This is a genomic window from Radicibacter daui, assembly GCA_030657355.1.
Taxonomy (GTDB): Bacteria; Pseudomonadota; Alphaproteobacteria; order Radicibacterales; family Radicibacteraceae; genus Radicibacter; species Radicibacter daui.
In genome coordinates this window covers 872,907-886,134 of sequence record CP131056.1, presented here as the reverse complement: position 1 = coordinate 886,134, position 13,228 = coordinate 872,907, and the positions used below count along the sequence as shown (strand labels likewise).

The following is a 13,228-nucleotide window of genomic DNA, read 5'->3' as shown; positions in this document are numbered from 1 at the left end:
TCACGATGCCGGCTGGCCTCTTCAGACCCAGCCGCCATCGACGATGAATTCCTGTGCCGAACACATCTTGCTGTCATCTGCGGCGAGAAACAGCGCCATGCGGGCAACATCGTCAGGATAGACCTTGTCCTTCAGACATTGCCCTTCGGCGATCTGTCGCTCCGCCACTTCATCCACCCAGAGGTCGAGCTGACGCTGCGTCATGATCCAGCCCGGCACCAGCGTATTAACGCGGATGCGGTGGGGGCCAAGATCGCGCGCCATGGTACGGGTGAGCCCGTGCAGGCCGGCCTTGGCCGAGGCGTAACCGGCAAGCGAGCTGTGCATCAGCATCCACGACACCGAGCCGAAATTGATGATGGAGCCGCCACCGGCCGCGATCATGCCCGGCGCCGCCGCCTGGATGGCAAAGAACACCTGCTTGAAATTGACCGCCATGCGCCCGTCCCAATAGTCGGGCGTTACCTCGCGCCAGTCATGCCGCGTATCGCTGGCGGCATTGTTGACGAGCGCGCGAATGGGGCCAAGCGTCTCGCCGCAAGCCCTGATCTCGGCCTGATAGGCTGCGGTATCGGTGATGTCGCAGGCGGCAAAGCGCACACTGGCGCCGCTCCCGGCAAGTTCAGCCGCAAGTTTCTGGCCGGCTTCGGCATTGATATCGACAAAACCGACCTTCGCTCCCTGCCCAGCAAAGGCGCGCACCAGCGCCTCGCCGATACCGGTTGCCCCGCCGCTGACGAACACCGTGCGGCCGGCAAGGCTGGGATAACTGGCAAACTTGAAGGCATCGGCCATCACTTGCGCCTCATGATCACGGCATAGACGGTGACGGCGATGGTGATGAGCAGGCCGTAGATGAGCTGGGTATAGAACCCTTCGATACCCATCGCCACCACACCGGCTTCCAGCGAGCCGATGATGAGCACGCCGATGACGGTGCCATACATCGACCCGCGCCCGCCGAAGACCGGGGTGCCGCCGATAAAGACGGCAGCCAGCGCCGGCAACAGAAAGCCGTCACCGGTGGTGGGCCAGAAATAGGTGACTTCGGAGACAAGAAAGATCGCGGCAAGACCGGACATGAGGCCCAGCAGCGTGAAGCAGATGACCTTCACGCGCATGACCTTGATGCCCATCATATGCGCGCTTTCTTCATTATCGCCGACGAACAGCACATGGCTGCCGAAGACATGGCGGCGATAGATAGCCATGAAGAGCAGGGCGAGCAGGATGAACCAGACGAACTGCATGGGAATTCCGCCTGGCAGCCGGCCAACCAGCACCGAATGCCAGGCAGAGCCGCGCAGATCGACGAGGGCCATGCCGCGCCCTTCGGCCAGCACATTCACGAAACCGCGCCAGAAGAACATGGTGCCGATGGTGGCGACGATGGAGGGCACGCCGACCCGGGCGATAAGCAGGCCGTTAAGCAGGCCGCAGGCAGCGCCGACCGCCAGCGCCAGCACAACGGCGAGCGGATAACTGCCGGTGGCGACAAAACTGGCGCCGAAGACCCAGGCGGAAACGCCCATGACCGAGGGGAAAGACAGATCCACCTCGCCCAGCGTGACCACGAAGGTCGCCGCCAGCGCCATGACCCCGATATAGGGCATGGTCGACATGAAGGAGCGGTAGATGCCGAACTGGGTATAAACCTCCGGCGCGCCGATCAGGAAGATGGCGTAGAGGATGGCGAAGATGACGGTGATCGCCACCTCGATGCGGTTCTGGCGGACGAAGCGCATCACTTTTTCACCGCGCTCGGGCGCGGGGCTTGCGGGGGCGTGCTGACTGACGGAAACGGCCATCGCCGGTTCTCCCTGATCTTTTCTTGCGGCTTTTACGGCAGTGTCTTTTTCGACATCAGGCGACATGCAGCTGGCCGGTGTGGTGCAGTTCCACCATCATCTCGATCAGCTGGTCACGCGAGAGCTGCTCCTTGCGGAAGGAGCCGGCGACGCGCCCGCGATCCAGCACCACGAAGCGGTCGGCCACGGCATGCACATGCAGGATGTTGTGATCGATGAGGATGACCGACTTGCCGGCGTCTCGGATGCCGCGGGCAAAATCCAGCACCTTGTCGGTTTCCTTGAGGCTGAGGCCCATAGTCGGCTCGTCGAGAATGATCAGCTCGGCCTCGAAATGCAGCGCGCGGGCAATAGCGATGCCCTGCTTCTCACCGCCCGAGAGACCCTGAACCTCGCTATCCACAGTGATGGCGCGGGAGGTAAAACCCATGCGGGTGCGCAACAGGCGATCGGCCTCGCGCTTCTGCTCGCGGATATTCATGAAGCCGAGCCAGTTGGTCAGCTCCCGCCCGGCAAAGATATTGCGCCAGAGCGCCTGCTGATCGGCAAGCGCGCGCTCCTGATAAACCGTCTCGATGCCACGCCGGCGGGCATCCTGCACCGATTGCAGGTCGACAGCCTCGCCATTGATCAGCAGCGAACCGCCTGAGGGTTTGTGAACGCCCGTAATGACCTTGATGAGGGTAGATTTGCCGGCGCCATTGTCGCCGACCAGCGCGACGATCTCGCCGCGCCCGACTTCCATATCGACGCCGCGCAGCACATGCACACGCCCGAAGGATTTGTGGATGTCCCTGAGTTCGACGATGGGTGTTTGCTGGCTGGTATTCTGATTCATCACATTCCCGTCCCGGCGCCCTGTCTCTTGTTTCCTGCCCCCGGCCCTTCTCCCTCGTTTTTTTTCGAGAAAACCCGCCCCGGCGGCAAAGCCGGGACGGGCCAGTCACAGGAGAAGCAGACGTAAGGAGACTTAGCGGATCGCCGCCTTGGCGAGGTCCGCGACCTGATCGACATTGTCCTTGGTGATGAGGGCAGCGCCGGTATCGATATCCATGCCGGCAAAGCCGAACTTGGAGGTGAGGTAGAGCTGCATGATCGGCAGGTAGCCCTGCAGGAAGGGCTGCTGGTCGAGCACGATGTTGACCATGCCGTCCTTGATGCCCTGCGCGGTGGCGGCCGACAGGTCGAAGCCGGCGGCGCAGATATCGCCGGGTTTCTTGCCCGCCGCCTGCAGATAGGCCGGCAACGTGGCCGTCAGCGCGCCATGGTCGGTCACCACGACCTTCACATCCGGATTGGCGGCCATGAAGGACGCGAAGGTCGGGATGCCCTGGGCGGCGTCCTTGTTCACGTTGTCGGCGATCTCGAGATATTTGACCTCGGCGCCGGCCTTCTTGAGCGCGTCGATCACGCCCTGGGTACGCTGACCGCGGGCTTCCTGCGCCAGGAGCCCCCAGACGAAGGCCTTGGCGCCCTTCGCAACCTTGCACTGGCTGACGATGCCGTCGCCGAGATTGACGCCGGCGGAGTAGTTCTTGGCGCCGACATAACCAAAGCCGGTGCCCTTGTATTTGGCCTCGTAGCTCGGGAGGTCGACATTCTGGGTGGTGACGATAATGCCCTTGGCCCGGGCGTCGTCGATAAGGGCGCCAAGCGCGGCTTCACCCGGATGGCCCATGACCGCGATGCCGGTCGGCGAACGGCCGACAGCCTCGGAGAACTGGCGGACGATCTTTTCCGGGTTCCAGTCGGACCAGACATATTCGACGTCGCAGCCGGTCTGCTTCTGGGCAAGGCGTGCGCCATTATAGACGATGGAGGCGAAGGAATCGCCTTCCGCGCCGCCGGGGAAGAAAACGAATTTCTTGCCGGCGCAGCTGGTATCGACGGACTGGGCATGGGCGCCGGCGGAAAGCAGCATGCCGGCAGCAAGCGCAATGGTGGCGTAAAGTGCCTTTTTCATGGTTTCCTCCCTTATGATTACGCCGGTGCTCCGGCGCTTATCGGGGCCGGGGGTTCTCCCCATGCCCTCGTGCTTGTGAAAGAACGCTATCGCTATTAGTATTATTATTCAATAGCGATAACGTCGCACTTTTCGGGCTTAAGAGATCGGGCTTGACGGGCAGACCAGACCGAAGGGCACCCCGCTTCCAGGAAAGACTGAATGACAAAAAACGAGACGCCAGCCAAAGCCACCCGGCTCAAGGCGATCATTGCCGAAAAACTGGCGATCCGGATCCTTGACGGCACCTACCCGCCCGGCCAGCCCATCCCCAGCGAAGCCAGCCTGCTTTCCGAGATGAAGGTAAGCCGCACCTGCCTGCGCGAAGCCTTGCAGAACCTGGCCGCCAAGGGCCTTGTTTCCTCCCGTCCCAAGCTCGGCACCCTCGTGCGCCCGTCGCTGGAATGGAACTTCCTCGACGCCGACCTCTTGCGCTGGCGCCAGCAGGTGGTGGATCGCAAGACCTTCCTGCTGGAGCTTTTTGCCGTCCGGCGAATGATCGAGCCGGAGACGGCGGCGCTGGCGGCGCTTCATGTGACGCCGGAGATCGTGACGCAGCTGGAAAAGACCGTCATGGCGATGGCGCGCGGCAATGGCGAGCGCACCGAAACCACGACAGAGGCAGACGTTGCCTTCCACCGGCTGCTGCTGGCCGCCAGCGGCAACGCGATGCTCTCGGGCCTCGGTGCCTGCATCGAAGAGGCATTGCGCGCCTCCATCAGCGTGACCTCGCAGCCGGAAGTGGGTAGCAAGTTCGCGCTCGACAAGCATGTAGATGTGTTCGAGGCGGTCCGGGATGGCGATAGCGAGGCCGCCCGGCGCCACATGAGCGCACTTCTGGACATGACCTGGGACTGCCTGATCAAGGCCGGCGTCGCCCAGCCCGGTGCAGCCGCCGCGTCCCCGCGGCGCCGGCGGGCATCGGCCACAACGCCCGCGGCCTGACAGTTTAATGCACGCTGAATAGTATTATAAAATAAAGGCGGCGCCTGCGGGCGCCGCCTTTGTCATGTTCACCAGATCCATACCGGTCAGGGCAGCGTGTAGGATGTCTTGACCGTGGTGTAGAACTCGACCGCGTAGCGCCCCTGCTCGCGCGAGCCATAGCTGGAGCCCTTCCGGCCACCGAACGGCACATGATAGTCGACGCCCGCCGTCGGCAGATTGACCATCACCATGCCGGCCTCGGCATTGCGCTTGAAGTGGCTGGAATATTTAAGGCTGGTGGTGCAGATGCCGGCCGAAAGTCCAAAGGCGGTGTCGTTGGCGGCCGCCAGCGCGGCGTCGTAATCCTTGACCCGCAGGACCGAGGCGACCGGACCGAAGATCTCTTCCCGGTTAAGGCGCATGTCGGCGGTGGTTTCGGTAAAGAGCGCCGGCGCCATGTAGAAGCCGGGGGTGGCACGGTTCAGCCGCTCGCCGCCCAACACCAGCCTTGCCCCTTCCGCCTTGCCGATATCGATATAGGAAAGGTCCTGCTCCAGCTGTTTGGCATCGACCACCGGGCCGATATGGGTGCCGGCCTTGAGGGCATCGTCCACCACCAGTGCCTTCATGCGCTCGGCCACCGCATCGACGAAACGGTTGTGGATGCCCTCCGTCACGATGATGCGCGAGGAGGCGGTGCAGCGCTGGCCGGTAGAGAAGAAAGCACCATTGACGGCACAATCGACGGCGACGGTCAGGTCGGCATCATCCAGCACAACAAGCGGGTTCTTGCCGCCCATCTCAAGCTGCACCTTCTTCATCGGTTGGGCGGCGACACAGGCGGCGGCAATCGCACGGCCGGTCGGCACGGAGCCGGTGAAGGAAATGGCATCGATGCCCGGATGCTCCAGCATCGCTTGGCCGACAACGCTGCCCTTGCCCATGACGAGGTTGAGCACGCCCGCCGGCACACCGGCGCGCGCAATGATATCAACCAGCGCCCGCGCCGACCCCGGCACCAGCTCGGCGGGCTTGATCACCACGCAATTGCCGTAGGCGAGTGCCGGCGCGATCTTCCAGGCCGGGATGGCGATGGGGAAATTCCACGGGGTGATGAGACCGACGACGCCGATGGGTTCGCGCGTGACCTCGACCTCCACGCCCGGGCGCACCGAGGCCAGCTTGTCGCCAGCCTGACGCAGACACTCGCCGGCGAAGAAATGGAAAATCTGCGCGGCACGCGTCACCTCACCCACACCTTCCGGCAGGGTCTTGCCTTCCTCGCGCGACAGCAGGCGGCCAAGCTCATCCTTGCGGGCGAGAATTTCGTCGCCCGTGCGCTTCAGCACATCATGGCGCTCCTGCGGGGTGGAGCGGCTCCAGCGCGGGAAAGCCGCACGCGCCGCAGCCACCGCCTCACCCACATCGGCGGACGAGCCTTGCGCGAACTCGCCCAGCACATCGTTGGTGTCGGACGGGTTGATGTTGGCGGTGGCTTTGCTGGCAACCACCCATTCACCGGCGATGAAATTCGTTTCCTGGGACATGACCCTGCCTTTGCTGGACGGACGATGCCCCGCCGGAGCGGAAACACGCCCAGTGCTTATTCATCATATATTTAAAGGAGACTGCGCCCATGAAGGGCGCGCGCGAGGCGCCAATCCCCCTGCCGGCTCAACTGATATATCACATCAGCCAAAAAGCCAACACCGATCCTGAAAACAAATTACCAGAATAAGTATGACAAATACTAGTCCGCGGCTTTATGGGCAATGGCGGCCTCCAGCCGGCGCAGCAACCGGATAGCCTCGGCCCTCTCCGCAGCGTCGAGCTGGCTGGAAATACCCCGGAAAGCAGCAGCGCGGATCGCCTTGACCTCGGCAAGGCGCTCCTGCCCCAGCGGCGTGAGCACAAGGTTGAGCGAGCGCCGGTCATCCGGATTGGGCCGGCGCTCGACAAGGCCCGCCGCCTCCAGCGTATCGGCGATCTGGGTCACGGTCCGCGGTACCACCCGCAGGCGCTCCCCCAGATCACGCAGGCGCATTGGCCCCGCCGAAAGCTCGCGCAGGGCCTTGCCGGTCAGGTGCGAGAGCCCTATTTCGCGCAGCAGTTCATTCATCCGCCCGCGCATGGCGCGCGAGACCGAGATGACCAGATCCATCACATCTTCATCTGCGCCCACGATGCGCCCTGACCTTTCTGTCGTAGCTCCGGCGACCGGCAGGCGCCACTGTGAAGCTCCGCGCATTTGCACGATCCGGATACTTGACCAGATATATAGTGAGGAATACTCACTATTGCCAAATTCAGCAACAAGAGCGGCCTGAAGCGCTGTTTCAGGGGCCGCCAGAGCCAGACCACCAAGGACCGTCGATGTCATCCGCCCCGGCCGAAAACCCTGCCCCCGCCAGCGAAGCCCCTGACACGCTCGTCAGCCAGAAGGTTGCGGTTGCCGTCGTCTTCGTCGCCGCGATGTTCCTCAACATCATGGACACGACCATCGTGAATGTGGCGCTGCCGACGCTGGCACGGCAGTTCTCGGTAACACCGGCGGCGGCAGATGCGGTGGTGGTGGGTTATCTCATCAGCCTTGCCGTTTTCATTCCGGCCTCGGGCTGGCTGGGGGACCGTTGGGGTACCAAGCGTATCTTCCTTATCGCGCTTGCCATCTTCACGCTCGCCTCGGCCGCCTGCGGCCTTGCCCAAAGCCTTGGCCAGCTGGTGGCCTTCCGCGTGGCGCAGGGCATCGGCGGCGGCATGCTGACGCCGGTGGGCATGGCGATGCTCTACCGCGTATTTCCGCCGGCCGAGCGGCTGCGGGCCGCGCGCATCCTGCAGCTGCCCATCGTGGTGGCGCCGGCCACCGGCCCGGTGATCGGCGGCCTGCTGATCGACCAGCTTTCCTGGCGCTGGGCCTTCTATGTCAATGTGCCGATCGGCCTTGCGACCTTCCTGTTCGGCCTGCTCGCCCTCAAGGAAAGCCGCGAGCACGCTGCCGGCAAATTCGACCTGCGCGGCTTCATCCTCGCCGGTATTGGCTCGGCCCTGCTCATGTTCGCGCTGACGCAGGGACCCGTTCAGGGCTGGGGCTCGCCGACCATCCTGCTGACCGGCATCGCCGGGCTGCTGACCCTTGCCATGCTCGTCACGAGCTCGCTCAGCCTCGAGGCACCGATGCTGGATTTCCGCCTGCTGGCAGTAAAGCTCTTCGCCCGGCTCAACCTCGTTTCCTTCTTTATCTCCTGTGGTTTCATGGGGCTGCTCTTCCTCGTGCCGCTGCTGGTCCAGGACGCCCGTGGCGGCTCGCCGCTGACGTCGGGCCTGCTGACCATCCCCGAGGCTTTCGGCGTGGTGACGGCGGGCCAGATCGTCATCCGCATCTATCATTACATCGGGCCCCGCCGGCTGATCTCGGGCGGGCTTGCCAGCCTTGGCATTGGCATCGTCACGCTCGGCTCGACCTACGAGCATCTCAGCAATTTTGGCATCGTCGCCATCATGTACTGGGCCGGGCTTTCCGTCGGCAGCGTGTTCCTGCCGATGCAGACGGCCGCTTTCGTGCGCATCTCCCGCCCCTCGATGGGGCGGGCGTCGGCACTCTTCAACGCCCAGCGCCAGTTCGGCAGCGCCTTTGGCGTGGCGATACTGAGCAGCGTGCTGGTGCTGGCGGGCTTCGTGCCGGGTGCGGACCATGGCGCCATCGCCGATGCCTTCGCCCCGGCCTTCTATGTCTCGGCGGCGATGGCCTTCCTCGGCGCGCTGGTCGGCCTCACCGTGCCGGACAATGACAGCGACTACCGCAACATGGGCGGCAAACCCAGGGCAGAAGGCAAGAATGCGTGACGCGGCCGCCGGCACAGCTCCCGACCCCGTGCCGGGCCGGCCCCCAGGGCCGGCGACCCCGGGCAATCTCGCCGCGCTGAAGCATGTACCGGCACTGCTTGCTCTGGTGTGGGCCAGCAGCCCGCCGCTGACGCTCGCCAGTTTCGGCCTGCGCATCCTGCGCGCGCTGATGCCGCTGGCGGCGCTTTATGTCGGCAAGCTCATCCTTGACGAGGTGGTGCGCCTTGTCGCGCTGCCCTCTCCCGGACCGCATCTGGCGGATTGGCTGAAAGACGGGCGCATCGACCCGCTTATTGGCTGGATGGCGCTGGAATTCGCCCTCGCCATCGGCTCCGACCTCATCAGCCGGCTGGTGTCGGTGGTGGATTCGCTGGTGTCGGAGCTCTACACCAACACCGTCAGCGTGCGCCTGATGCGCCATGCCGCCGCGCTCGACCTCAAGCATTTCGAGGATAGCGAGCAGCAGGACCGGCTGGATCGGGCCCAGAAGCAGGTGATGGGCCGCGCCCCGCTGCTGCCGCAGCTCCTCGGCCAGTTCCAGAACCTGATCACCGTGCTCAGCCTCGCCGCCGGGCTCATCGCCTATGCACCCTGGCTCATCCTTGTGCTGTTCATCGCGCTGCTGCCGGCCTTCCTGGGCGAGACGCACTTCAACGCCCGCGGCTATCTGCTCAATTTCGCCCGCACGCCGCAGCGGCGCCGGCTCGATTATCTGCGCGCGGCCGCCAGCAGTACGGAGAGCGCCAAGGAGGTGAAAATCTTCGGGCTGGTCGATTTCATGATCGACCAGTTTCTGGCCCTGTCGCGCAGCATCTTTGCCGCCAATCGCAAGCTCGCCATCCGCCGCACCATCTGGGGTGGGCTGCTGACCTCCATCGGCTCGATTGCCTATTACGGGGCCTATGCCTTCTTCGTCTGGCGCACGCTCTCGGGCAGTTATTCCATCGGCGACCTGAGCTTCCTTGCTGCCTCGTTCCTGCGGCTACGCGGCCTTTTGGAAGACATGCTGCTGGGCTTTTCGCAGCTCGCCGGGCAGGCGCTCTATCTCGACGACATCTTTTCCTTTTTCGAGATCCGCCCCGAAATCCGCTCGGCGGGAACGCCGCTGCCCTTTCCGCGCCCGATCGAACAGGGTTTTGCGTTCGAGGATGTCGGTTTTCGTTATCCCGGCACGCAGCGATGGGCGGTGCGGGGGCTCTCCTTCACCCTGGCCGCTGGAGAGGTGCTGGCGCTGGTGGGAGAAAATGGCGCCGGCAAGACCACCATCGTCAAACTGCTCTCCCGCCTCTATGACCCCGACGAGGGGCGTGTGCTGCTCGACGGGCATGATCTGCGCGACTACGACATCGACGCGGTGCGCGCCCATATCGGCGTCATCTTCCAGGATTTCGTGCGCTACCAGTTCACCGCCGGGGAAAACATCGCCATCGGCCGCATCGACGCGCGCGAGGATGCGCCCCGCATCAGCGAGGCGGCCCGGCGGGGCCTTGCCGACGGGGTCATCGGCAAACTGCCCGGAGGATATGGCCAGCCGCTCGGCAAACGTTTCAACAGCGGCATGGAGCTGTCGGGCGGCGAATGGCAGAAGATCGCCATCGCCCGCGCCTACATGCGCGAAGCCGACCTGCTGATTCTGGACGAGCCGACCGCCGCGCTCGATGCCCGGGCGGAGTATGAGGTGTTCCAGCGCCTGCGCGATCTCAGCGCCGGACGCACCGCCATCATCATCTCGCACCGCTTCTCCACCGTGCGCATGGCCGACCGGATTCTGGTGCTGGAAGGCGGTCATGTCATCGAGGCCGGCAGCCATGATGAGCTGGTCGCCGCCGGTGGGCACTATGCCGATCTCTTCAACCTGCAGGCGGCCGGTTACCGCTAGGTGGAAAAGGCCGTGAAAGCCGGCACAGGCAATTTGCGCCCAAATCGCTCTTATGTATAAAAAACATCAAAAGCGGCCAAAAGCGCGGGGAGGCAGGGAAACATGACAGGATTTTGCCGGAGACCGGCGCGATGATCGTCGACTCCCACCAGCATTTCTGGCGCCTCGCCAACCCCTTTACCGACTGGCCGACGCCCGACCTCGCCGCCATCCATCATGATTTCAGCGCCGACGATCTTGCCCCGCTGCTGACTGCCCGCAGTATCGACGCCACGGTACTGGTCCAGGCTGCGCCCGCCACTGCCGAGACGCTATTTCTGCTGGAAGCCGCGGCTGGCGCTCCCTTCGTGAAGGCAGTCGTCGGTTGGGTGGACCTCAGCGCCGCCAGCCACGTTGCCGAACTCTCGGCGCTGGCGGCCAATCCGCTGCTCAAGAGCATCCGCCCGATGCTGCAGGGCATTGCCGATACCGAATGGATCCTGCGGCCGGAGGTCGAACCGGGCCTCAGGCGACTGGTCGAGCTCGGCCTTCGCTTCGATGCGCTGACCCAGCCGCGCCACCTGCCGGTGCTGAAGACGCTGGCCGAGCGTCACCCGGATCTCCCCATCGTCATCGACCACGCCTCCAAGCCGCAAATCCGTAACGGGATGGCGGCAGTGGATGGCTTTGCCGGCTGGGCGCCCGCCATGGAAGCACTCGCTGGCTGCCCGAATGTGGTGTGCAAAATCTCCGGCCTGCTGACGGAAGCAACACCCGACGCCACCGCGGCGGACCTCAAGCCCTATATGGACCATCTGCTGGCCGTTTTTGGCCCGCAAAGGCTGATGTGGGGCAGCGACTGGCCGGTCGTCATCCTCGGCCGCGAGGGCAGCAAGACGCCTTATGTGGACTGGTTCGACATGGTGACCGGCTGCCTTCAGACACAGAATGAGAGCGCAAAGGCTGCGATCCTCGGCGGCACGGCCTGCCGCTTTTACGGCATCGAGGCCGGATAGACCGGCCTTCCTGCAGATTTCACCGGATCACCGACGGGCCGCCGGACGGCCCCGGCAAAACAAGGGATGGAAACAGACATGACCGATCTTACCGGCAAGCGCTGCCTGATTACCGCCGCCGCACAAGGCATCGGCGCCGCCAGCGCCCGCGCCTTTGCTGCCGCCGGCGCCGAGGTGATCGCCACCGACATCAATGAAGGCAAGCTGGCTGAACTGGCTGGCATCAAGGGCATCACCACCCGCCGGCTGGACGTGCTCGACAATGCCGCCGTCGCCGAGGCGGGCCGCAGCTTCGGGCGCGTCGACATCCTCTTCAACTGCGCCGGCTTCGTGCATTCCGGCAGTGTGCTGGAAGCCAGCGACGACGATCTGGAGTTCGCGCTCAACCTCAACGTCAAGGCGATGGTGCGCACCATCAAGGCCTTCCTGCCCGGCATGCTGGAACGGGGCGATGGCTGCATCATCAACATGTCGTCGGTTGCCAGCAGCATCAAGGCGGTGCCCAACCGCTTCGTCTATTCCACCACCAAGGCGGCGGTGATCGGTCTCACCAAATCGGTGGCAGCGGATTATGTGAGCCGCGGCATCCGCTGCAACGCCATCTGCCCCGGAACGGTGGATTCGCCCTCCCTGCAGGACCGGCTGAATGCCGGCGGCGATTATGAAGCCGCCCGCAAGGCCTTCATCGCCCGTCAGCCCATCGGCCGCATCGGCACAGCAGAAGAAATCGCCGACCTTGCCGTCTATCTTGCCGGCGCCACCTACACCACCGGCGCCGCCCACATCATCGACGGGGCCTGGTCTGCCTGAGGCAGACTACCGCCCTTCCATTTCCCCAGCCTTTAAAGAACGGGAAGAGAGATGAAGTTTCTGCGTTACGGCCCTGCGGGGCAGGAAAAGCCCGGCCTTCTGGACAAGAACGGCCAGATCCGCGACCTCAGCGGCCATGTCAGTGATCTTTCGGGTGCCGCGCTCGACCCGGCAAACCTCAAGAAGCTTGCCGCGCTCGATGCCGCCAGCCTGCCGCTCGTCGGCGGCTCGCCGCGCCTTGGCGCCTGCGTGGCCGGCACCGGCAAGTTCATCTGCATCGGCCTCAACTACTCCGACCACGCCGCCGAAACCGGCGCCAAGGTGCCGCCGGAACCCATCATCTTCATGAAGGCCACCAGCGCGATCGTAGGGCCGGACGACAATCTCGAAATCCCGCGCGGCTCGCTCAAGACCGACTGGGAAGTCGAGCTGGGCGTCGTCATCGGCAAGACGGCCAAATATGTCAGCGAAGCCGAGGCGATGGACCATGTCGCCGGGTACTGCGTCATCAATGACGTCTCCGAGCGCGCCTTCCAGGCTGAGCGCCATGGCCAGTGGACCAAGGGCAAGTCGGCCGACACCTTCGGCCCCACCGGCCCGTGGCTGGTGACGGCGGACGAGGTGCCGGACCCGCAGAACCTGAAGATGTGGCTGAAGGTCAATGATGTGAGCCGCCAGGACGGTTCTACCGCCACCATGGTTTATGGCGTGCGCTTCCTCATCTCCTATCTCTCGCAGTTCATGAGCCTGCAGCCGGGCGACATCATCTCCACCGGCACGCCGCCGGGCGTCGGCCTCGGCATGAAGCCGCCGACCTTCCTCAAGGCCGGCGATGTGGTGACCCTTGGCATCGAAGGCCTCGGCTCCCAGCGCCAGCAGGTGGTGCAGGGCTGACGCCCGCCGCTACCGGTAAAAAAGGAAGGGCGGCCCCGGTATCCGGGGCCGCCCTTTTGCTTCTGCATCT

General features: G+C 64.2%; 12 protein-coding genes. 6 read left to right on the top strand and 6 right to left on the bottom strand.

Annotation, left to right across the window (positions count from 1 at the left end; all coding sequences use genetic code 11):
• Positions 1-21: 21 nt before the first annotated feature.
• From QTL98_RS04120 to QTL98_RS04105, 4 genes are all read right to left on the bottom strand, one after another.
• Positions 22-795, bottom strand: a complete 774-nt coding sequence (locus QTL98_RS04120; RefSeq protein ID WP_445680956.1) for an SDR family NAD(P)-dependent oxidoreductase — start codon at positions 793-795, stop codon at positions 22-24.
• Positions 795-1,808, bottom strand: coding sequence for an ABC transporter permease (locus QTL98_RS04115; RefSeq protein ID WP_445680955.1), 1,014 nt, complete (start codon positions 1,806-1,808; stop codon positions 795-797). Before QTL98_RS04115 ends, QTL98_RS04120 begins: the two co-directional genes overlap by 1 nt.
• A 55-nt stretch (positions 1,809-1,863) precedes the next feature.
• A complete protein-coding gene (locus QTL98_RS04110) occupies positions 1,864-2,646 on the bottom strand; it encodes an ATP-binding cassette domain-containing protein (RefSeq protein ID WP_445680954.1) in 783 nt (260 codons plus the stop codon).
• 132 nt (positions 2,647-2,778) lie between these two features.
• On the bottom strand, positions 2,779-3,771 hold the full coding sequence (locus tag QTL98_RS04105) for a sugar ABC transporter substrate-binding protein (RefSeq protein WP_445680953.1): 993 nt from the start codon (positions 3,769-3,771) through the stop codon (positions 2,779-2,781).
• Between the two features lie 201 nt (positions 3,772-3,972).
• On the opposite strand from QTL98_RS04105, the gene QTL98_RS04100 reads away from it, so the two are divergent.
• Positions 3,973-4,755, top strand: coding sequence for a FadR/GntR family transcriptional regulator (locus QTL98_RS04100; RefSeq protein WP_445680952.1), 783 nt, complete (start codon positions 3,973-3,975; stop codon positions 4,753-4,755).
• Between the two features lie 86 nt (positions 4,756-4,841).
• On the opposite strand, the gene QTL98_RS04095 is transcribed toward QTL98_RS04100, so the two are convergent.
• Positions 4,842-6,284, bottom strand: a complete 1,443-nt coding sequence (locus QTL98_RS04095; protein WP_445680951.1) for an aldehyde dehydrogenase family protein — start codon at positions 6,282-6,284, stop codon at positions 4,842-4,844.
• A gap of 203 nt (positions 6,285-6,487) precedes the next feature.
• A complete protein-coding gene (locus tag QTL98_RS04090) occupies positions 6,488-6,985 on the bottom strand; it encodes a MarR family winged helix-turn-helix transcriptional regulator (RefSeq protein WP_445680950.1) in 498 nt (165 codons plus the stop codon).
• Positions 6,986-7,110: 125 nt separating this feature from the next.
• Between QTL98_RS04090 and QTL98_RS04085 the strand changes: the two genes are divergently transcribed.
• From QTL98_RS04085 to QTL98_RS04065, 5 genes are all read left to right on the top strand, one after another.
• Complete coding sequence (locus QTL98_RS04085) at positions 7,111-8,580, top strand: MDR family MFS transporter (protein WP_445680949.1); 1,470 nt, start codon at positions 7,111-7,113, stop codon at positions 8,578-8,580.
• On the top strand, positions 8,573-10,459 hold the full coding sequence (locus QTL98_RS04080) for an ABC transporter ATP-binding protein (protein WP_445680948.1): 1,887 nt from the start codon (positions 8,573-8,575) through the stop codon (positions 10,457-10,459). The genes QTL98_RS04085 and QTL98_RS04080 overlap by 8 nt, the downstream gene beginning before the upstream one ends.
• A 131-nt stretch (positions 10,460-10,590) precedes the next feature.
• Positions 10,591-11,454, top strand: a complete 864-nt coding sequence (locus tag QTL98_RS04075) for an amidohydrolase family protein (protein WP_445680947.1) — start codon at positions 10,591-10,593, stop codon at positions 11,452-11,454.
• 78 nt (positions 11,455-11,532) lie between these two features.
• Positions 11,533-12,264 (top strand): SDR family oxidoreductase, encoded by a 732-nt coding sequence (locus QTL98_RS04070; RefSeq protein ID WP_445680946.1) that lies wholly within the window; start codon positions 11,533-11,535, stop codon positions 12,262-12,264.
• A gap of 51 nt (positions 12,265-12,315) precedes the next feature.
• Positions 12,316-13,158 (top strand): fumarylacetoacetate hydrolase family protein, encoded by an 843-nt coding sequence (locus QTL98_RS04065; protein ID WP_445680945.1) that lies wholly within the window; start codon positions 12,316-12,318, stop codon positions 13,156-13,158.
• Positions 13,159-13,228: the final 70 nt, after the last annotated feature.

Coding starts and splice junctions, on each gene's coding strand:
- QTL98_RS04120 (WP_445680956.1), bottom strand. CDS start 795: ATGGCCGATGCCTTCAAGTTTGCCAGTTATCCCAGCCTTGCCGGCCGC.
- QTL98_RS04115 (WP_445680955.1), bottom strand. CDS start 1,808: ATGGCCGTTTCCGTCAGTCAGCACGCCCCCGCAAGCCCCGCGCCCGAG.
- QTL98_RS04110 (WP_445680954.1), bottom strand. CDS start 2,646: ATGAATCAGAATACCAGCCAGCAAACACCCATCGTCGAACTCAGGGAC.
- QTL98_RS04105 (WP_445680953.1), bottom strand. CDS start 3,771: ATGAAAAAGGCACTTTACGCCACCATTGCGCTTGCTGCCGGCATGCTG.
- QTL98_RS04100 (WP_445680952.1), top strand. CDS start 3,973: ATGACAAAAAACGAGACGCCAGCCAAAGCCACCCGGCTCAAGGCGATC.
- QTL98_RS04095 (WP_445680951.1), bottom strand. CDS start 6,284: ATGTCCCAGGAAACGAATTTCATCGCCGGTGAATGGGTGGTTGCCAGC.
- QTL98_RS04090 (WP_445680950.1), bottom strand. CDS start 6,985: ATGCGCGGAGCTTCACAGTGGCGCCTGCCGGTCGCCGGAGCTACGACA.
- QTL98_RS04085 (WP_445680949.1), top strand. CDS start 7,111: ATGTCATCCGCCCCGGCCGAAAACCCTGCCCCCGCCAGCGAAGCCCCT.
- QTL98_RS04080 (WP_445680948.1), top strand. CDS start 8,573: ATGCGTGACGCGGCCGCCGGCACAGCTCCCGACCCCGTGCCGGGCCGG.
- QTL98_RS04075 (WP_445680947.1), top strand. CDS start 10,591: ATGATCGTCGACTCCCACCAGCATTTCTGGCGCCTCGCCAACCCCTTT.
- QTL98_RS04070 (WP_445680946.1), top strand. CDS start 11,533: ATGACCGATCTTACCGGCAAGCGCTGCCTGATTACCGCCGCCGCACAA.
- QTL98_RS04065 (WP_445680945.1), top strand. CDS start 12,316: ATGAAGTTTCTGCGTTACGGCCCTGCGGGGCAGGAAAAGCCCGGCCTT.